Below are 17,833 nucleotides of genomic sequence, written 5' to 3' on the forward strand. Positions count from 1 at the left end.
GGTGCAAGCGAGGGGGTGCGGCGGGAGGGAGCCGGGGCCGTTTCACGGCCCTTTCGCGACACAAGGCCGCTCCTACACGGATCGCATTTCACCTGTAGGAGCGGCCTTGCCGGGGCGCCGGACCGGTCGGAAAGGGCTGCAGAGCAGCCCCGGGGGGTGTTACTTGGCGGTTACCGTCTCGGCCGGTTGCGGTTGCGACAGGCTGTACACGTAGGCGGCCAGAAGGTGGACCTTGTCGTGGCCCTGGATGTCAGCCTGCGCCGGCATCTGCCCCTGGCGGCCGTAGCGAATGGTCTGCTGCAGCTGGGCGAAGCTGGACCCATAGATGAACGCCTGCGGATGGGTCAGGTCAGGTGCGCCCATCACTGGCGTGCCTTTACCTTCCGGGCCATGGCAGGCAACGCAGTTGCTGGCGAAAATCTGCTGGCCCTTGGCTGGATCAGCCTTGACCCCTTCAGGCAGCGTGCGACCGTCCATGTTGGTCAGCACGAATGCGGCCACATCAGCCACGCCCTGCTCACCGATCACCTCCGCCCAGCCCGGCATGACGCCGTGGCGGCCGTTCATGATCGAGGCCTTGATGGTTTCCGGGTCGCCGCCCCAGCGCCAGTCGCTGTCGGTCAGATTGGGGAAGCCGTAGGCACCCTTGGCGTCCGAGCCGTGGCACACCGAGCAGTTCGAGGCAAACAAGCGACCGCCCATTTTCAGCGCTTGCGGGTCCTTGGCCACTTCTTCCACCGGCATGGCGGCGAACTTGGCAAAGATCGGCCCGAAGCGGGCGTCGGCCTTGTCCATCTCGCGCTGCCATTCATCGACCTGGGTCCAGCCATTCTCGTAGCCCGGCAGGATGCCTTTCCAGTTGCCTAGGCCTGGGTACAGGATCAGGTAACCGACGCCGAAGGCGAGGGTGCCGACGAACAGCCAGAACCACCACTTGGGCAGCGGGTTGTCGTACTCCTCGATGCCATCGAAGCTGTGGCCCATGGTCTGGTCGGTGGTGTCCTTGCTCTGGCCCTTGCGGGTGCTGAGCAGCAGCCAGGTCAGGCCGATCAGGCTGCCGATGGTCAGTACGCTGATGTACGTACTCCAGAAGGTGGTCATTGCCCGTTACTCCTCATTGCAGGCTCCTGCCCGGCAGGGGGCAGGCGGTCATCGTCGAAGGGCAGCAGGCGCGCTTCGGCGAAATCACGGTCACGGCGACGGTTGAACACCCACAGGCTCAGGCCGATGAAGGCGATCATCACCACCAGGGTGCCGAGGCCGCGGATCATGCCGATGTCGATTGACAGTTCCATTGCTTACCTCTTGTTCTTGATCGCAGTGCCGAGCACCTGCAGGTAGGCCACCAGCGCGTCCATCTCGGTATGGCCCTTGACGGCGTCACGGGCACCGGCGATATCCGCGTCGGTGTAAGGCACGCCGAGGGTGCGCAGGGCGCGCATCTTGGTCTCGGTGTGGCTGTTGTCGACCTGGTCGGCGACCAGCCATGGGTAGGACGGCATCTTCGACTCGGGGACGACGTTGCGCGGGTTGTATAGATGCGCGCGGTGCCAGTCGTCCGAGTAGCGCCCGCCGACTCGGGCCAGGTCCGGCCCGGTGCGCTTGGAGCCCCACAGGAACGGGTGGTCCCAGACGCTCTCGCCGGCGACCGAGTAGTGTCCGTAGCGCTCGGTTTCAGCACGGAACGGCCGGATCATCTGCGAGTGGCAACCGACGCAGCCTTCGCGAATGTAGATATCGCGGCCTTCCAGCTGCAGCGCGGTGTAGGGCTTCATGCCTTCTACCGGCTTGTTGGTGACGTCCTGGAAGAACAGCGGGACGATCTGGGTCAGGCCGCCGATACTGACGGCCAACACCATCAACACTGCCAGCAGGCCGACGTTTTTCTCGATGACTTCATGTTTCATCAGACAACTCTCCTCAGGCCAACTGGGCGTTCGCAGGGGCGGCGGCTGCATCCGGTGCGCGCACCGTGCGCCAGGTGTTCCAGGCCATCAGGAACATGCCGCTGAGGAAGATCGCACCACCGACGAAGCGCACGATGAAGCCTGGGTGGCTGGCCACCAGGGTTTCGACGAACGAGTAGGTGAGGGTGCCGTCGGCGTTGACTGCGCGCCACATCAGGCCCTGGGCGATACCGTTGACCCACATCGAGGCTATGTACAACACGGTGCCGATGGTTGCCAGCCAGAAGTGCGCATTGATCAAGCCAATGCTGTACATGCGCTCTTTGCCCCAGATTTTCGGAATGGTGTGATACAGCGCACCAATCGAAATCATTGCTACCCAGCCCAGCGCGCCGGCATGGACGTGGCCGATGGTCCAGTCGGTGTAGTGCGACAGGGCGTTGACGGTCTTGATCGCCATCATCGGCCCTTCGAAGGTCGACATGCCGTAGAACGCCAGCGACACCACCAGGAAGCGCAGAATCGGGTCGCTGCGCAGTTTGTGCCAGGCGCCCGACAGGGTCATCATGCCGTTGATCATGCCGCCCCAGCTTGGCGCAAGCAGGATCAGCGACATGACCATGCCCAGTGATTGCGCCCAGTCGGGCAGGGCGGTGTAGTGCAGGTGGTGCGGGCCGGCCCAGATGTACAGGGTGATCAGCGCCCAGAAGTGCACGATCGACAACCGATAGGAATACACCGGGCGTTCGGCCTGCTTGGGCACGTAGTAGTACATCATGCCGAGGAAGCCTGCGGTCAGGAAGAAGCCCACCGCGTTGTGGCCGTACCACCACTGGACCATGGCGTCGGTTGCGCCGGCATAGATCGAGTAGGACTTGGTCAGGCTGACCGGGATTTCCAGGTTGTTGACGATGTGCAGCAGCGCCACGGTGAGGATGAACGCACCGAAGAACCAGTTACCCACATAGATGTGCTTGGTAGTGCGCTTGATCAGCGTACCGAAGAACACGATCGCGTAGGCCACCCAGACAATGGTGATCAGGATGTCGATCGGCCATTCCAGCTCGGCGTATTCCTTGGAGCTGGTGTAGCCCAGCGGCAGGCTGATCGCGGCGAGCAGGATTACCAGTTGCCAGCCCCAGAACGAGAATGCCGCCAGGCGCGGCGCGAACAGGGTGGTCTGGCAGGTGCGCTGCACCGAGTAATACGAGGTGGCAAACAGCGCGCAGCCGCCGAAGGCGAAGATCACTGCGTTGGTGTGCAGCGGTCGCAGGCGGCCGAAGCTGGTCCACGGCAGGTCGAAGTTGAGGGCAGGCCAGGCGAGCTGGGCGGCGATGAAAACGCCGAGCCCCATCCCGACGATTCCCCACACCACCGTCATAATGGCGAATTGGCGGACCACCTTGTAGTTGTAGGCGGTTCTGGGTGTTGTGTTCATGTATGGGTTCCCATCCACGGTTATAGGCAGACTAAACAGCGAGGCAAGAATGAGAGATGGGCAAAATGCCGGTATTGACGGGGATCAATGGGCGCAAGTGACAAATGTTTCAGGCTTGCGCTGCGATCTGCCGCCGACCGGTGGCGCGCAGGGCAATGCGGGGTGTTTGATCCTGGCCCATGGGGCCGGCGCTCCGATGGACAGCGGGTTCATGAACGACATGGCGCAAAGGCTCACAGGGCAAGGGCTGGCGGTAGTGCGCTTCGAGTTCCCGTACATGGCCGAACGGCGCGTAACGGGCGGCAGGCGGCCACCTAACCCGCAGAAGGTTTTGCTTGAATGCTGGCGCGAGGTGTATCAACAGGTGCGACCATTGGTCACAGGGCCGCTGGCGATTGGCGGCAAGTCGATGGGTGGGCGCATGGCCAGTTTGCTGGCCGATGAACTGCAGGTAGATGCACTGGTGTGCCTGGGATATCCGTTCTATGCAGCGGGCAAGCCGGAAAAGCCGCGGGTCGCGCACTTGGCTGAACTACAGACACCGACCTTGATTGTTCAGGGCGAGCGCGATGCCCTGGGTAACCGGGAGACGGTCGCGGGGTACGAGCTGTCGTCAGCTATCGAACTGTGCTGGCTGGCGGCGGCGGATCATGACCTCAAGCCGCTCAAAGCGTCGGGTTTCACCCATGAGCAGCACCTGCAGACAACCGCAGAACGGGTTGCCCGCTTCATCCAGCGCTGAACAGCAACTCAGCAGGCGCCGCGCCTGCTGAGCCAATGCGACCGTTGGATCAGTCGCGGTATTCGCACAGGTAAGCGGTTGCAACCGCGACCTTGAGCTGGAACTTGCTGTCGGCAGGCACATTGAACTGGCTGCCAGCGGCGAACTCCTGCCAGTTGTCGCTGCCTGGCAGCTTGACGGTCAGGGCGCCGGAAACCACGTGCATGATTTCGCGCTTGGCGGTGCCGAACTCGTAATCGCCCGGGGCCATGACGCCGACGGTGGCCGGGCCTTCAGTGCCTTCGAAAGCGATCGACTTGACGGTGCCATCAAAGTACTCGTTGACCTTGAACATGGGGGCGACTCCTGTAAGGGGGATGAAAAAGGGGCCGGCCAGTATGCCCAAGCCCCAGCGTGTCGTCATCTGCTTTCAGGGGCTCTCGGTCGGCAGGCTCAGTGGCAGCAAACGCGCGGTGTTGCGCGCGTCTTCGAGGGCGCGGTGCTGCTGGCCGCTGAACTGCAGGCCGGCCAGTTGCAGAGCGCTGTTGAGCCCGGCCGGGCGTTGCAGGTGGCGGGCCTTGGCGAAGCGCTGCTTGAGGTTGATGTGGGCGGTGTCCTGGAGCACGCTGCGCACTTTATAGTCGTGCCACTCCTGCAGCAGCTGGCGGCGGTCATAGTCGCCCCAGCTGACCCAGGCTTGCAGTTCGTCGGCATGCGTACTCAGCCAGCCCTCAAACCCGGCCCAGGCTTCACGAAAACACGCGGCAGCGTCGACGTCCGCCTGGCTGATGTGGGTCAGCTGGCGGCAGAACGGAGTTAACTGCGGGCGCTTTTTCGGCTTGACGAAGCACTGGAACTGGTCGACCTCATGGCCTTGCCGCGTCACCAGGCTGGCGCCGATTTCGATGATTTCCATTTCCGTGAGCGGCCAGCCACCGTCGTCGGTGGTGGCCTCCAGGTCGATCACTAACCAATGGGCCATGGCAGGCTCCCTTGCAAGTCTGGCTAGAGAGTAGCCAAACTCGGCCAAACAGGCACCCTATGGCACTTTAGCATATGTGCTGGTTGTGCCGCTTGCGGAAAACGCCTAGCTTAGGCGCATCAAGGTTTGGTGTGTCTGCAAGTGTCTGCGTTGATTCCACTGCCCAGGCTCAAGGCCTTATCGTCGCTGTTGCTGGTTGCCCTGCTGGGGCACCTCGCGCCTGCCTGGGCCGAGCCCGAAGCAGGTATCGAAGTGCGCGTCGGTGCAGCGCATTTTCCCCCTTACACCTTTCGCCCGGAGCGGGGCGTCGACAGTGGCCTGCTGCCGCAACTGACGCAGGCGCTCAACACCCTGCAACAGACTTACCACTTCGTGCTGGTACCCACCTCGATTCCGCGGCGCTTTGCCGACCTGGAGCAAGGGCGCACTGACATGGCAATTTTCGAGAACCCTCAATGGGGCTGGCAACAGGTTGCCCATAGTGCAGTCGACATGGGCCTGGAAGACGCCGAGATTTTTGTTGCGCGGCGTCAGCCGGGCCGTGACCAAAGCTACTTCGATGATCTGCATGGCAAACGCCTGGCGGTGTATCACGGCTATCACTATGCCTTCGCCGGCTTCAATGCCGACCCGCAGCAGCTCATTGCAAACTTCCGCGCAACCTTGACCTATTCCCATGACAGCAACCTGTTCATGGTCCAGCGCGGCCGCGCCGACATTGCTTTGGTGACGCGCTCGTATTTCAATGATTTTCTCGCCCGCAACCCTGCCAGCCGCGAGCAGCTGCTGGGCTCGGAGCGGGTCGATCAGCGCTATCATCATTACGCACTGCTGCGCCCGGACGCACCGATCAGCCCGCAGGCATTTACCACACTGTTGCAACAGCTGCGCAGCAACGGTGAGTTGGCGCGGATTTTTCAGCCTTATCAAATCCAGACGATCAGCCCGCAATAGCGCTCAGGTATATAGCTGGGCGCTGTTGCGACAGTGGATCAAGGCATCGCGGATCATGAAATTGACCAGCGTCGGCGAGACGCCGAACGCCTTGGCGATGTCTTTTTGTGGGACACCATGCAGCCGATACATCTCGAACGCATAACGGGTGCGCTGTGGCAGCTCATTCAGCACATCGGCGATATGTTCAAGCGCAGCCAGGTTGATATGGGTTTGCTCTGGCGATGCATTGGCGACTACTACATTCATGCCTTCCTCTTCTGTGCCCGAATACCGCAACTCCACCGCCTGCTTGCGGTAGTGATCGATCGCAAGGTTGCGCACGATCTGGAACAGATAGCTGAGTTGAGCCTTGATCGAGGAGGTGATCTGCGGCGCCGCGTTGACCCTGAAGAAAGCGTCCTGAACGACGTCCTCGGCACGTGAGCGGCAGCCTGTGATGCGGGCGGCGATTTTCACAAGGATACTGCGATTGTCGACGAACGCCTGGAGCAAGGGGGAGTTGCAGTTACTTGCGAATAGCTGGTCCGCCATGGAAATCACCTCAGCTCTTGTGGGAACAGGAGCGTTTTTGGCTAAGGACGCTTCCTGCGACCAGCGACAAACTAGGCTTGATGGTAATGATTGTCAAATGCAAAGGATAATGACTATCCATTGTGCGGTGTCTGGAGCAGGCAGCCCGGAGCAGTGAGTTGCCCAACATGACGGTAAGGGTGCTCGAGACTGTGTTGCTGAGAATAATTATAATTTGTAAGATCGCACGCTGATATCACTCAGTCCCGCGTCAATGCAGCGCTTATTGCCGAGCAGGGAGACGCCAGGTGCCGTTGTGGAACATTATTACCGTGAGTTGGTGAGCTTTCTTAGCGCGCGTCTGGGCAATCGCCAGGCCGCTGAAGACGTGGCTCACGACGCTTATCTGCGGGTGCTGGAGCGTACCGATACGCAGCAGATCGAGCATCCCCGCGCGTTCCTTTATCGCACGGCGCTGAATCTGGTGATTGACCGCCACCGCCGCCACCTGGTCCGCCGGGCCGAGTCGCTTGATGTGCTCGACAACGATGAGCGCTGGCACACCCCGGCGCCGTCGCAGAGCATGCAGCTTGACCAGCGACTGGCGCTGATGCAACGCGCACTGGATGAACTCAGCGCGCCGTGCCGCGAGAGTTTTCTGTTGCGCAAGATCGAAGGCCTGTCGCATCCGCAGATCGCCGAGCGCCTGGGTATCTCCCGCAGCCTTGTGGAAAAGCACATCGTCAATGCCATGAAGCACTGCCGCGTGCGCATGCGCCAGTGGGAATCGTGAACGGCGGCCAGTAAAAATCCCCGTACTGGCACCTTGATTTCTCGCGTTTTAGCGACGAGTATCAGTAAAGACCCCGCCTGGTAGTCACCGGGCATGCCTGAACTGGCGCAGTATGGTCATGGAGCGTGTGTCCTTACCTCTGCCCAGGTTCGATCGATGCCTCATAAAGCCTTGCGCATCCTCATCGCCGACGAGCATCCGTCCCAGCGTTTGCAGCTGGAGAAGATGCTCAATGCCATGGGGTATTACCGGATCGCCCCGGTGGAAAACTTCGAAGACTTGCAGCGCCTGGTGCAGAGCGCGCTGCAGCCGTTCAATCTGCTGATTGGCAACATCGAGCTGGCTAGCCACGCAGGTGTTGATCTGGCGCGTTTCTGCCGGGTTAGTTCGCAGATTCAGCATGCCCTGCTGTACCACTCGCAGCACCTGAAAGTACCGGCGGTGCCGCAGACCGAGCGCAAGGCGGTGAGCATCAGCCTGCCGAAAGTGCCTGACAGCGAGGCGCTGGAGTCATTTATGGCAATCATCGACCTGCCGATGGTGGTCGGCCAGTTGCCGCTGCCGCCCGGGCTTTCCCCAGGCTCGGGCTATCCAAGACTACGGCGCAACTTCGCCCAGACCGTGTTCAACCGCTAAGCCTGGATGCGCCCGATTGCCGCAGGGTTTGTTATCCTCTCGCCCTTTGCCGATCTGCGGACTCTGCCATGACTGCCATCGATAGCGCGCCTGTGCCGCGGTTTACCCGCGCTGACCACCGGACCCTGGGTCTGGCGGCGCTGGGCGGCGCGTTGGAAATCTACGATTTCATCATCTTCGTGTTCTTTGCCCTGACCCTCAGCCAGCTGTTTTTCCCGCCGGAAATGCCTGAGTGGCTGCGTTTGTTGCAGAGCTTTGGGATTTTTGTGACCGGTTACCTGGCGCGGCCGTTGGGCGGTATCTTGATGGCGCATTTTGCCGACCATCTGGGCCGCAAGCGGGTGTTCAGCCTGAGCATCCTGATGATGGCGCTGCCGTGCCTGTTGATCGGGGTGATGCCGACCTACGCCGACATAGGCTACGCCGCGCCGTTGATCCTATTGGCGCTGCGGATTCTGCAGGGCGCGGCAGTGGGCGGTGAAGTCCCCAGCGCCTGGACCTTCGTTGCCGAGCATGCGCCGGATGGTCGGCGAGGCTACGCATTGGGATTTTTGCAGGCTGGGCTGACCTTTGGTTATTTGCTCGGCGCGCTGACGGCTAGTTTGCTGGCGCAGTTGTTTACCCCGCAGGAGATTCTTGATTACGCCTGGCGTTATCCGTTCTTGCTTGGCGGGGTGTTTGGCGTGATTGGGGTTTGGCTGCGCCGTTGGTTGAGTGAGACGCCGGTGTTTCTGGCATTGCGTGAGCGGCGTGAGCAGCCGGTGGCGTTTCCGTTGCGGCAGGTGTTGCGCGAGCATCGACGGGCGTTGGTGCCGGCGGCATTGCTGACCTGTGTGCTGACTTCGGCGGTGGTGGTGTTGGTGGTGATCACGCCAACGGTGATGCAGCAGCGGTTTGGCATCAGTGCTGGGCATACCTTTGCCTTGAGCAGTGTCGGTATCGTGTTTTTGAATATTGGCTGTGTGTTGGCTGGGTTGCTGGTTGACCGGATCGGGGCGTGGCGCGCGTTGCTGATCTACAGCCTGGCGCTGCCGGTGGGGATTGCGGCGCTGTATGCGAGTCTGGTGGGGCAGTGGGCGGTGATCTGGCCGGCCTATGCCTTGGCCGGGCTTTGCTGTGGGGTGGTGGGGGTGGTGCCTTCGGTGATGGTGGGGCTGTTCCCGGCGCAGATTCGGGTTTCCGGGATTTCCTTTACCTATAACGTGGCTTATGCGTTGTGGGCGAGTACTACGCCTTTGGCTTTGATTGCTCTGATGCCTTGGAGCCCTTGGGTTTGTGTGGGGTTCTGTTTGATGATGGGGGTGGTTGGGGCGGTGACTGCGCTGTATTTTCAGGGGCGGGAGTCGTTGGTGTTTGCGGGGGATAGTTCTGTTGTGGGGGCGGCTTTGTGTCGTGAGCGGGCTGTCTAGGTTGCCTTGGCTGTCTTCGGGGGTGGGGCGCGGGTTTTTGGGATTATCCATTTGATTTATAGGTAGTTCTGGCCCCTTTCGCCCTTACGGCGAGTCACTTTTTTGGCAAACGCCCCAAAAAAGTAACCAAAAAAATGCTTGGCTCCACATCCGGCCCCTGCGCTGCGGGGTTCCCTCGCTTCGGTCTTGCTCCCGGGAGGACCGCGCTGAACGGGCCATCCTGGCCCGCAGCGCTTGACGGGCATCCATGCCCGTCACCTCCCTTCGCAAGACCTGCGCTCGGCCTCCTGAGTCGCCGGTGGATCAAGATCAAGAGCACGCCTCGCTGCGCTGGCGCAGATCAAGGGCGGGGCCGCTTTGCGGCCCTTCGCGGGTAAACCCGCTCCCACAAGTTGGCTCAGCTTCCTGTGGGAGCGGGTTTACCCGCGAGGGGTTGCGCAGCAGCCCCGGCAATCTCAAATCAAACAAAAATCAGGCAGCCACACCAATCCCGCTCTGCGCCAGCGCAGCGAGGCGTGCACTTGATCTTGATCTGCTTTTGATCTTGATCTACTGCGACTTCAGGAGGCCGAGCGCAGGTCTTGCGGAGGGAGGTGACGGCCATGGATGGCCGTCAAGCGCTGCGGGCCAGGAGGGCCCGTTCAGCGCGGTCCTCCCGGGAGCAAGACCGAAGCGAGGGAACCCCGCAGCGCAGCGAAGGGGCCGTATGTAGGAGCAAGCCTTTTTTTGGTTACTTTTTTGAGGCGTTTGTCAAAAAAGTGACTCGCCGTAAGGGCGAAAGGGGCCGGACCTACCGATAAAACAAACGGATAAGCCCCAGCCCCCAACCTCAAACCAACCTAAAATAATCACATATTAGGATAGTTAGGCCCACCCGCACCCTCAGGCGTAACCCAGGTAATATTCTGCGCTGGATCCTTGATATCGCACGTTTTGCAATGCACACAGTTCTGCGCATTGATCTGGAACCGCTTGGCACCATCCTCCTGCGTAACCACCTCATACACCCCAGCCGGGCAATACCGCTGCGCCGGCTCGTCATACAACGGCAGGTTACTGGCAATCGGCACACTCGGATCAGCCAGCTTCAAGTGGCAAGGCTGCTCCTCTTCATGGTTGGTACTGGAGAGAAACACCGAGCTCAGCTTGTCAAAGCTCAACTTGCCATCCGGCTTCGGATAATCGATCTTCTTCGAATCCGCCGCCAGCTTCAGACACGCATAGTCAGGCTTGGTATCACGCAGGGTGAACGGCAGCTTGCCAGCAAACCAGTTCTGGTCGACATAGTTGAAGGCAGCGCCAAACAGCGGCCCGAACTTGTGCATCGCCGGGCCAAAGTTACGGCTGGCAAACAGCTCGTCGTGCAGCCAGCTGGCCTTGAAGCCATCGACGTAGCTGTTGAGCACATCACCGCCTTCACTCCCGGCCAGCAACGCAGCAGCCACCGCATCAGCGGCGAGCATGCCCGACTTCATCGCCGTATGGCTGCCCTTGATCTTGGCCACGTTCATGGTGCCCAGGTCGCAGCCGATCAATGCGCCGCCATTGAAGACCATTTTTGGCAGTGAGTTGATACCGCCTTTGGCCAGGGCGCGGGCGCCGTAGCTGATGCGCTTGCCGCCCTCAAGATACTGGCTGATCACCGGATGGTGCTTGAGACGCTGGAACTCATCGAACGGCGACAGGTATGGGTTGGCATAGGACAGGTCGACGATAAGGCCAACCACCACCTGGTTGTTCTCCAGGTGATAGAGGAACGAGCCACCTGTGTTCTCGTTGCTGACCACATCCAGCGGCCAGCCCGCGGTATGCACCACCAGGCCTTGCTCATGCTTGCTCGGGTCGATCTCCCAGATCTCTTTGATGCCGATGCCGTAGTGCTGCACATCCGACTCGCTGTCGAGATTGAAGCGCTTGATCAGTTGCTTGCCGATGTGCCCGCGGCAGCCTTCTGCGAACAGGGTGTACTTGGCACGCAGTTCCATGCCTGGGGTGTACAGGCCATCTTTCGGCTTGCCTTCGCGGTCGACGCCGAGGTCGCCGGTGAGGATGCCGCGGACTACGCCGTTGTCATCGATCAGCGCTTCCTGAGCGGCAAAGCCTGGGTACACCTCAACGCCGAGGTTTTCCGCCTGCTGGGCCAGCCAGCGGCACAGGTTGCCCAGCGAGATGATGTAGTTGCCCTGGTTGTGCATGGTCTTGGGCACGAACAGGTCAGGCACCTTGGTCGAGCTGCCGGCATCTTTGAGGACATAGATGTCGTCGCGTTTGACCGCGGTGTTGAGCGGGGCGCCGAGCGCTTTCCAGTCAGGGAACAGCTCATCCAGCGCGCGCGGTTCGAACACCGCGCCAGAGAGGATATGAGCGCCGACTTCGGAGCCTTTCTCGACCACGCAGACGCTGATCTCGCTACCGGCTTCGGCGGCCTTCTGCTTCAGACGGCAGGCGGCGGACAGGCCTGCCGGCCCGGCGCCGACAATGACCACGTCGAATTCCATGTATTCGCGTTCCACTGGTTCTCTCCTACTCAAGGCTCATCGCTGTTTCTTGTCGGGGGACGGGCAGTCACCGGTAGCTATCTAGGCTGTAGCTTTACCGAACACGGACTACACCGCTGGGTCATGCCGCGCATTATATCTACACCACTCCAACGGTCCAATACAAACGTTTGTTTGAATTTGCCGCAGACCAGTAAAATCAAAGGGAGGCGGCTGGAGGCTGGCCGATTTGCCGTATTGACCAGGCTGGGTGTTACGGTCAAGATACGAGCGGTTTTACGCTCGCCGTAGGCTGATCGATGGGCGCAGGAGCACCCCTAAAGACCAGGTGTAGAGCAGGGTTTTCGGGCTGAACGCCGTCATGTAGTGGAGTTTACACGCCACCACAGAAAATGACCCGCAGGTTCTGCCTCGGCAGTCGCTACAGGACTTATCAGTCACAGTGAGTAATCCTCTGGCCGATACGTTTTTAGAGGTGCCCTTGTACCCACGCGCAATCGCCGGGCCTTTGCCCCTAGGCGAGTTTCTTTTCACCGGAGAGTAACGAGGAATCCATGAAGGTTCTTGTAGCTGTCAAACGAGTGGTCGACTACAACGTCAAGGTTCGCGTCAAAGCGGACAACTCCGGCGTCGACCTTGCAAACGTCAAGATGTCCATGAACCCCTTCTGCGAAATCGCGGTGGAAGAAGCCGTACGCCTGAAAGAAAAGGGCGTTGCGACCGAGATCATCGCCGTTGCAGTCGGCCCGACCGCTGCCCAGGAGCAACTGCGCACCGCGCTGGCCCTCGGCGCTGACCGTGCCATCCTGGTCGAGACCAGCGAAGAGCTGAACTCGCTGGCCGTGGCCAAGGCGCTCAAGGCGCTGGTCGACAAGGAACAACCGCAGCTGGTGATCCTCGGCAAACAGGCGATCGACAGCGACAACAATCAGACCGGGCAGATGCTCGCGGCGCTGACTGGCTACGCCCAGGGCACCTTCGCCTCCAAGGTTGAAGTGGCCGGTGACAAGCTCAACGTCACTCGTGAAATCGATGGCGGCCTGCAGACGGTATCGCTGAACCTGCCGGCGATCGTCACTACCGACCTGCGCCTGAATGAGCCGCGCTATGCGTCGCTGCCGAACATCATGAAGGCCAAGAAGAAGCCGCTGGAGACTGTTACTCCGGACGCGCTGGGCGTTTCTACCGCCTCCACTGTGAAGACCGTAAAAGTCGAAGCGCCGGCTGCACGCAGCGCGGGTATCAAGGTCAAGTCGGTGGCTGAACTGGTCGAGAAACTGAAGAACGAGGCGAAGGTAATCTAAATGACTATCCTGGTTATCGCTGAACACGAGAACGGCGCCGTTGCCCCGGCCACCCTCAATACAGTTGCTGCTGCCGCCAAGATCGGTGGTGAAGTACATGTACTGGTCGCCGGCGCCAATGTTGGTGCTGTCGCCGAAGCTGCTGCCAAGATCGCTGGCGTAGCCAAGGTGCTGGTAGCCGACAACGCCGCCTATGCCCACCTGCTGCCAGAAAACGTCGCGCCGCTGCTGGCCGAGCTGGGCAAGGGATACAGCCACGTGCTGGCCCCGGCCACCACCAACGGCAAGAACATCCTGCCGCGGGTTGCTGCGCTGCTGGACGTCGATCAGATCTCCGAGATCATCGCGGTCGAGTCTGCCGACACTTTCAAGCGCCCGATCTATGCCGGTAACGCCATTGCCACCGTGCAATCGAGCGCGGCCGTCAAGGTCATCACCGTGCGTACCACCGGTTTCGATCCGGTTGCTGCCGAGGGTGGTTCGGCCACTGTCGAAGCCGTCAGCGCCGCCCACGATGCCGGCAAGTCGGCGTTCGTTGGCGAAGAGCTGGCCAAGTCGGATCGTCCTGAGCTGACCGCTGCCAAGATCGTCGTCTCCGGCGGTCGCGGCATGGGTAACGGTGACAACTTCAAGCACCTGTACACCCTGGCCGACAAGCTCGGCGCCGCCGTTGGCGCATCGCGCGCTGCGGTCGACGCAGGCTTTGTGCCGAACGACATGCAGGTCGGTCAGACCGGCAAGATCGTCGCGCCACAGCTGTACATCGCCGTCGGTATTTCCGGCGCGATCCAGCACCTGGCCGGTATGAAAGACTCCAAAGTGATCGTTGCGATCAACAAGGATGAAGAGGCGCCGATCTTCCAGGTGGCTGATTACGGCTTGGTCGCGGACCTGTTCGAAGCAGTTCCAGAGCTGGAAAAGCTGGTCTGATCCGCCTGCTTCACTTATAAAGAAGCCCGGCCCTCGACATGAGGGCCGGGCTTTTTCATAAGGAGTGGTGGATGAATTTTCGCAGAACGGGCAGGGCGCTGATCTGCCTGGCCGCGCTGATGTCGCCTGTAGTCATGGCGGCCGGCAAGTGCGAGCGCCTGGTCGCCACCGGCAGCCCGGATGCGCCGCCCTATTCATGGCAGGACCCGCAAGACCCGCGGCACCTGATCGGGGCCAACGTCGACCTGCTGCGCCAGGTGGCGACCGAGCTGGGCCTGAAGCTTGAAGTGCTGCACGCCGGCCGCCGCGATCAAGCGCTGGAAGAGGTGCGCAGCGGGCGTATGGACGTGTTGCTCGATACGCCCATGCAGGTGACCCAGCTGGATGCCCTGGATTACATCCACCCGGCGCTGCAGCTCAATGAATACCTGGTCTGGACCCGGCATGACGGTGCCGTGGTGTTCGACGGCCCGGCTGATCTCGCTCAGTACCAAGGCACGCTGTCGGAGCGGGCCCGGCTGACCCCGGCCTTCGAGGCCTTTGCCAAGGCGCAGCTCAAGCTGGTGCCGGCGCAGAACCTGACTCAGGCGTTCCAGAAGCTGGTGCTCGGTCAGGTCGATTATGTGCTGGCCGGGCGCTACTCAGGCATGGCCATGGTCCAGGGTCTGGGCATGGCCAATGACCTGATCGCCCGTGGTCTGCCGGTGGACCGTCCCGGGCTGTACCTGGCGGTGTCGCACAACTCGGCCTGCAATGACGCCTGGTTGCGCGGACAACTGGCAAAAAAACTGACAGAATTGCCGATCTCCGGTGCATCCGAAACGGTGCTGCAACGTAACGTCGAGCGCTGGAAGGCGCAGATGTTGGTGCCCCAGGATGCCCCCAAACAGTAGGAAGACCGTGTTGAGAATCCAACCCTTGATGCTGGCCCTGGCCATCACCAGCCTGGCTGGCTGTGCCAATGATCCGGCGCCCACTGAACAACTGCGGCTGTCCGAGCAGGCGCTGGAGCAGGCCAAGGCCGTCGGTGCCACCGATCAGGTCGAAGCGCTGAAGCTGGCAGACGAAAAACTGACTCGCGCCAAAGCCAATCTGCTCAGCCAGGACAACCGCGATGCACGCATGCGCGCCGAGCAGGCCGAACTGGATGCACGCCTGGCCGAGGCGCAGGTGCTGACGCTCAAGAGCGAAGAACAGTTGACTGTGCTGCAGTCGCGGGTCAAGCGCTTGCGCAAGCAATTGGAGGCGCAGCCATGAACCGCACGACGCCAATCGCGGCGCTGGCATTGCTGGCGCTGGTCGGGCTGCAGGGCTGTGCCAGCCAGCGCAGCGAATCGGCCCTGGAGGATGCCAGCGCGGCGTTCCAGAAGGTCAAGGATGACTCCAACGTACTGCGCAGTGCGCCACGTGACGTGATCCGTGCCGGCGAGTCGCTGGCCAAGGCTGAGCGGCTGTCCAGCTACATCGGCACCGGTGCCGATGTGCGCCACTACGCTTATCTGAGCCAGCGCTACAGCGAGATCGCTGCCGAGCACGCCAAGCTGTCGTTGAATCAGGAGCGCATCGCCAAGCTTGATCTGGAGCGTCAGCGCCTGCAGTTGGCGCTGCGTGAGGCCAAGCTGGCCAGTGTGCAACAGCAAGGCAAGTGGGTCGAAGCGCAGATCAGCGCGCTGGCCTCCGAGCAGAGCGAACGCGGCCTGGTGATGACCTTGGGCGATGTGCTGTTCGACACCGGTCGGGCTGATCTGAAGAACTCAGCCAGTCGCACCGTGCTCAAGCTGGTGCAGTTTCTCCAGCTCAATCCGCGTCGGGTGATCCGCATCGAGGGCTACACCGACAGTACCGGCACGCCGGAAGACAACCTCAAGCTGTCGCGTGATCGTGCACAGGCCGTGGCCGATATGCTGGTCGATCTGGGTATCGACGAGAAGCGTATTCAGGTCGAGGGTTACGGCGACCAGTATCCGATCGACGTCAATGCTTCCGAGCGGGGCAGGGCGCAGAACCGCCGAGTCGAGATCGTCTTCTCCGACGACAAGGGCAAACTCGCCGCGCCACGCTGACAGACGCTGCTCGCGGGGTCGTTGCAGGGCCCCGTGAGCTGGCGTGGGTAAACCCTGAAAGGGTGCTGGTCACGTAACTGTAATGTCGACTACTCTGCAATCTGTCCCCGTACACTTTGCAACTGTTCCGGTATTCTGCCTGTCAGTGAGTCGCATAAAAACAACGACCCGTCCGCGCTTCGAGAATCCGTCATGACCAACCTGCTGCTGTACCAGCGCATCGCCCAGCAACTGGCCGAGGACATCCGTCGTGGTGTCTACCAGCCCGGTGAGCGGGTGCCGTCGGTACGCAAGATGAGCGCGCAGCTCAATGTCAGCCACGCGACCGTGCTTCAGGCCTACGCCAACCTGGAAGACCAGGGGCTGATCCGTGCACGGCCGCAGTCCGGCTACTATGTGCACCAGACGCCAGCGCTGACTGCGCAGACGCCAGACATCGCCCGCGTCGAGCGGCCTGGACTGGTGACCCGCGCCACCATCATCCAGCAGGTACTGACCGAGGCGCGCCGTGACGGTGTGTTCCCGTTCGGCGCTGCCGTGCCCCATGTCGACTATCTGCCGGTACGAGCGCTGCACCAGCAGTTGGCCAAGGTCACTCGTTTTCACAGCCCGCGCGCGTTCAGTTACATGTTCAGCCCAGGTTTCGAGCCACTGCGCCGGCAAATAGCCATTCGCATGCGCGATGCCGGGGTGCTGGTCGACCCGCGCGAGATCATCGTGACCCATGGCTGTGTCGATGCGCTGCAGATGTCACTGCGCGTGCTGACCCGGCCGGGCGACCTGATCGCGGCCGAGTCGCCGACCTATTACGGCCTGCTGCAACTGGCAGACCTGCTTGGGCTGAAAGTCATCGAGATCCCCAGCGACCCTGCCAACGGCATCAGCCTGGAGGCATTGCAGCTGGCGGCCAATCAGTGGTCTATCAAGGCGCTGGTACTGACCGCGCGGTTGAGCAACCCGCTCGGTGGCACCATCCCGGAAGAGCGCCAGAAGCAGCTGCTGCGGCTGGCATCAGACTTCGACATCCAGATTGTCGAGGATGATATCTACGGCGAGCTGATGTTCGAACAAGGCCGCACCAAGGCCCTCAAGGCCTACGACCGGCTGGATCGGGTGATCTACTGCTCGAGCTTTTCCAAGACCTTGTCGCCCGGCGTACGGGTGGGCTGGATGATTGCCGGCCGTTATCAGGCCGAGATCCAGCGCTTGCAGACCTTCACAACTCACTCGGCTTGCAGCGTGACCCAGATGGGAGTTTCCGCCTACCTGGAAAATGGCGGTTATGACCGCCACCTGCGTTTCATTCGCCAGGAATACCGCAAGAACCTCAGCGCCTATCAGCTGGCGGTGCAGCAGCACTTCCCCGAGGGTACGCAAATGACCCGGCCAACCGGCGGCTTCATCCTCTGGGTGAGCCTGCCTGGGCGGGTCAACACTCAGGAGCTGCATGTGCGGGCGCTGGAGCAGGGCATCAGTATTGCGCCTGGGCTGATCTTCAGTAATACCGAGCAGTTCAACCACTGTATTCGGCTCAACTGCGGCATCCCGTGGAACAAGGAAGCCGAGCGCGCCGTGATCACGCTTGGCCTGCTGGCCCATCAATTGTGCAAAGAGTCGGCCAGTTCACTGTTCTAGTCTTGCCAGACTCAGGCGGAACCGCCAGCATAGTCCTGTCATTCAGCGGT

19 protein-coding genes are annotated in these 17,833 nt (G+C 61.3%); 11 read left to right on the forward strand and 8 right to left on the reverse strand.

Translation table 11 applies throughout. The features are described from left to right. Positions 1–159: 159 nt before the first annotated feature. Genes ccoP through ccoN form a run of 4 tightly spaced genes read right to left on the reverse strand, consistent with a single transcriptional unit; the run spans position 160 to position 3,345 of the window. Positions 160–1,101, reverse strand: a complete 942-nt coding sequence (gene ccoP, locus ACQZ2L_RS17730; protein ID WP_430327174.1) for a cytochrome-c oxidase, cbb3-type subunit III — start codon at positions 1,099–1,101, stop codon at positions 160–162. After that, positions 1,098–1,289 carry a cbb3-type cytochrome oxidase subunit 3 gene (locus ACQZ2L_RS17735; protein ID WP_101322973.1) on the reverse strand — a complete coding sequence of 64 codons (192 nt, stop codon included), beginning with the start codon at positions 1,287–1,289 and terminating at the stop codon, positions 1,098–1,100. The genes ccoP and ACQZ2L_RS17735 overlap by 4 nt, the downstream gene beginning before the upstream one ends. Positions 1,290–1,298: 9 nt before the next feature. Beyond that, the gene (ccoO, locus tag ACQZ2L_RS17740) at positions 1,299–1,907 is read right to left on the reverse strand and encodes a cytochrome-c oxidase, cbb3-type subunit II (protein ID WP_101318075.1); all 609 of its coding nucleotides are present in this window, start codon (positions 1,905–1,907) and stop codon (positions 1,299–1,301) included. A 13-nt stretch (positions 1,908–1,920) separates the two neighbouring features. Beyond that, complete coding sequence (gene ccoN, locus ACQZ2L_RS17745) at positions 1,921–3,345, reverse strand: cytochrome-c oxidase, cbb3-type subunit I (RefSeq protein WP_430327175.1); 1,425 nt, start codon at positions 3,343–3,345, stop codon at positions 1,921–1,923. Between the two features lie 49 nt (positions 3,346–3,394). Here ccoN and ACQZ2L_RS17750 point away from each other — a divergent pair, with 49 nt between their 5' ends. Next, positions 3,395–4,087 (forward strand): alpha/beta family hydrolase, encoded by a 693-nt coding sequence (locus ACQZ2L_RS17750; protein WP_430327176.1) that lies wholly within the window; start codon positions 3,395–3,397, stop codon positions 4,085–4,087. 49 nt (positions 4,088–4,136) lie between these two features. On the opposite strand, the gene ACQZ2L_RS17755 is transcribed toward ACQZ2L_RS17750, so the two are convergent. Then, complete coding sequence (locus ACQZ2L_RS17755; RefSeq protein ID WP_430327177.1) at positions 4,137–4,421, reverse strand: pyrimidine/purine nucleoside phosphorylase; 285 nt, start codon at positions 4,419–4,421, stop codon at positions 4,137–4,139. Positions 4,422–4,496: 75 nt separating this feature from the next. After that, positions 4,497–5,048 carry an exonuclease domain-containing protein gene (locus tag ACQZ2L_RS17760; protein WP_430327178.1) on the reverse strand — a complete coding sequence of 184 codons (552 nt, stop codon included), beginning with the start codon at positions 5,046–5,048 and terminating at the stop codon, positions 4,497–4,499. Positions 5,049–5,198: 150 nt separating this feature from the next. On the opposite strand from ACQZ2L_RS17760, the gene ACQZ2L_RS17765 reads away from it, so the two are divergent. Further along, entirely contained in the window at positions 5,199–6,002 is an 804-nt protein-coding gene (locus ACQZ2L_RS17765; protein ID WP_430327255.1) for a substrate-binding periplasmic protein, read from the forward strand. Positions 6,003–6,005: 3 nt separating this feature from the next. Here ACQZ2L_RS17765 and ACQZ2L_RS17770 read toward each other — a convergent pair whose 3' ends face one another. Next, a complete protein-coding gene (locus tag ACQZ2L_RS17770) occupies positions 6,006–6,536 on the reverse strand; it encodes an RNA polymerase factor sigma-70 (RefSeq protein WP_430327179.1) in 531 nt (176 codons plus the stop codon). A 295-nt stretch (positions 6,537–6,831) separates the two neighbouring features. Between ACQZ2L_RS17770 and ACQZ2L_RS17775 the strand changes: the two genes are divergently transcribed. The 3 genes from ACQZ2L_RS17775 (at position 6,832) to ACQZ2L_RS17785 (ending at position 9,353) form a co-directional block, all read left to right on the forward strand. Further along, on the forward strand, positions 6,832–7,308 hold the full coding sequence (locus ACQZ2L_RS17775; protein ID WP_430327180.1) for a sigma-70 family RNA polymerase sigma factor: 477 nt from the start codon (positions 6,832–6,834) through the stop codon (positions 7,306–7,308). Between the two features lie 156 nt (positions 7,309–7,464). After that, on the forward strand, positions 7,465–7,944 hold the full coding sequence (locus ACQZ2L_RS17780; protein WP_430327181.1) for a histidine kinase: 480 nt from the start codon (positions 7,465–7,467) through the stop codon (positions 7,942–7,944). 68 nt (positions 7,945–8,012) lie between these two features. Beyond that, positions 8,013–9,353 carry an MFS transporter gene (locus ACQZ2L_RS17785; protein ID WP_430327182.1) on the forward strand — a complete coding sequence of 447 codons (1,341 nt, stop codon included), beginning with the start codon at positions 8,013–8,015 and terminating at the stop codon, positions 9,351–9,353. 848 nt (positions 9,354–10,201) lie between these two features. Here ACQZ2L_RS17785 and ACQZ2L_RS17790 read toward each other — a convergent pair. Continuing rightward, positions 10,202–11,866, reverse strand: coding sequence for an electron transfer flavoprotein-ubiquinone oxidoreductase (locus ACQZ2L_RS17790; RefSeq protein ID WP_430327183.1), 1,665 nt, complete (start codon positions 11,864–11,866; stop codon positions 10,202–10,204). A gap of 539 nt (positions 11,867–12,405) precedes the next feature. Between ACQZ2L_RS17790 and ACQZ2L_RS17795 the strand changes: the two genes are divergently transcribed. The 6 genes from ACQZ2L_RS17795 to ACQZ2L_RS17820 all read left to right on the forward strand — a co-directional run bounded on the left by ACQZ2L_RS17795 (position 12,406) and on the right by ACQZ2L_RS17820 (position 17,783). Further along, positions 12,406–13,155, forward strand: a complete 750-nt coding sequence (locus ACQZ2L_RS17795) for an electron transfer flavoprotein subunit beta/FixA family protein (RefSeq protein ID WP_430327184.1) — start codon at positions 12,406–12,408, stop codon at positions 13,153–13,155. Beyond that, positions 13,156–14,085: an electron transfer flavoprotein subunit alpha/FixB family protein gene (locus ACQZ2L_RS17800; protein ID WP_101318108.1), complete on the forward strand. Its 930-nt coding sequence runs from the start codon at positions 13,156–13,158 to the stop codon at positions 14,083–14,085. It abuts the gene before it with no gap. Between the two features lie 71 nt (positions 14,086–14,156). Further along, a complete protein-coding gene (locus ACQZ2L_RS17805) occupies positions 14,157–14,978 on the forward strand; it encodes a substrate-binding periplasmic protein (RefSeq protein WP_430327185.1) in 822 nt (273 codons plus the stop codon). Between the two features lie 10 nt (positions 14,979–14,988). Next, positions 14,989–15,342: a DUF4398 domain-containing protein gene (locus tag ACQZ2L_RS17810; RefSeq protein ID WP_101318113.1), complete on the forward strand. Its 354-nt coding sequence runs from the start codon at positions 14,989–14,991 to the stop codon at positions 15,340–15,342. Next, positions 15,339–16,148, forward strand: a complete 810-nt coding sequence (locus ACQZ2L_RS17815; protein ID WP_101318115.1) for an OmpA family protein — start codon at positions 15,339–15,341, stop codon at positions 16,146–16,148. Before ACQZ2L_RS17810 ends, ACQZ2L_RS17815 begins: the two co-directional genes overlap by 4 nt. 192 nt (positions 16,149–16,340) lie before the next feature. Next, a complete protein-coding gene (locus ACQZ2L_RS17820; protein ID WP_430327186.1) occupies positions 16,341–17,783 on the forward strand; it encodes a PLP-dependent aminotransferase family protein in 1,443 nt (480 codons plus the stop codon). Positions 17,784–17,833 lie beyond the last annotated feature (50 nt).

The organism is Pseudomonas shirazensis (assembly GCF_050496565.1).
In the GTDB taxonomy this organism is placed as follows: domain Bacteria; phylum Pseudomonadota; class Gammaproteobacteria; order Pseudomonadales; family Pseudomonadaceae; genus Aquipseudomonas; species Aquipseudomonas shirazensis_A.

Bases quoted from the DNA above. Each gene is read 5' to 3' on its own strand.
- ccoP (WP_430327174.1), bottom strand. From the start codon at position 1,101: ATGACCACCTTCTGGAGTACGTACATCAGCGTACTGACCATCGGCAGC.
- ccoO (WP_101318075.1), bottom strand. From the start codon at position 1,907: ATGAAACATGAAGTCATCGAGAAAAACGTCGGCCTGCTGGCAGTGTTG.
- ccoN (WP_430327175.1), bottom strand. From the start codon at position 3,345: ATGAACACAACACCCAGAACCGCCTACAACTACAAGGTGGTCCGCCAA.
- ACQZ2L_RS17750 (WP_430327176.1), top strand. From the start codon at position 3,395: ATGAGAGATGGGCAAAATGCCGGTATTGACGGGGATCAATGGGCGCAA.
- ACQZ2L_RS17755 (WP_430327177.1), bottom strand. From the start codon at position 4,421: ATGTTCAAGGTCAACGAGTACTTTGATGGCACCGTCAAGTCGATCGCT.
- ACQZ2L_RS17760 (WP_430327178.1), bottom strand. From the start codon at position 5,048: ATGGCCCATTGGTTAGTGATCGACCTGGAGGCCACCACCGACGACGGT.
- ACQZ2L_RS17770 (WP_430327179.1), bottom strand. From the start codon at position 6,536: ATGGCGGACCAGCTATTCGCAAGTAACTGCAACTCCCCCTTGCTCCAG.
- ACQZ2L_RS17780 (WP_430327181.1), top strand. From the start codon at position 7,465: ATGCCTCATAAAGCCTTGCGCATCCTCATCGCCGACGAGCATCCGTCC.
- ACQZ2L_RS17785 (WP_430327182.1), top strand. From the start codon at position 8,013: ATGACTGCCATCGATAGCGCGCCTGTGCCGCGGTTTACCCGCGCTGAC.
- ACQZ2L_RS17795 (WP_430327184.1), top strand. From the start codon at position 12,406: ATGAAGGTTCTTGTAGCTGTCAAACGAGTGGTCGACTACAACGTCAAG.
- ACQZ2L_RS17800 (WP_101318108.1), top strand. From the start codon at position 13,156: ATGACTATCCTGGTTATCGCTGAACACGAGAACGGCGCCGTTGCCCCG.
- ACQZ2L_RS17805 (WP_430327185.1), top strand. From the start codon at position 14,157: ATGAATTTTCGCAGAACGGGCAGGGCGCTGATCTGCCTGGCCGCGCTG.
- ACQZ2L_RS17815 (WP_101318115.1), top strand. From the start codon at position 15,339: ATGAACCGCACGACGCCAATCGCGGCGCTGGCATTGCTGGCGCTGGTC.
- ACQZ2L_RS17820 (WP_430327186.1), top strand. From the start codon at position 16,341: ATGACCAACCTGCTGCTGTACCAGCGCATCGCCCAGCAACTGGCCGAG.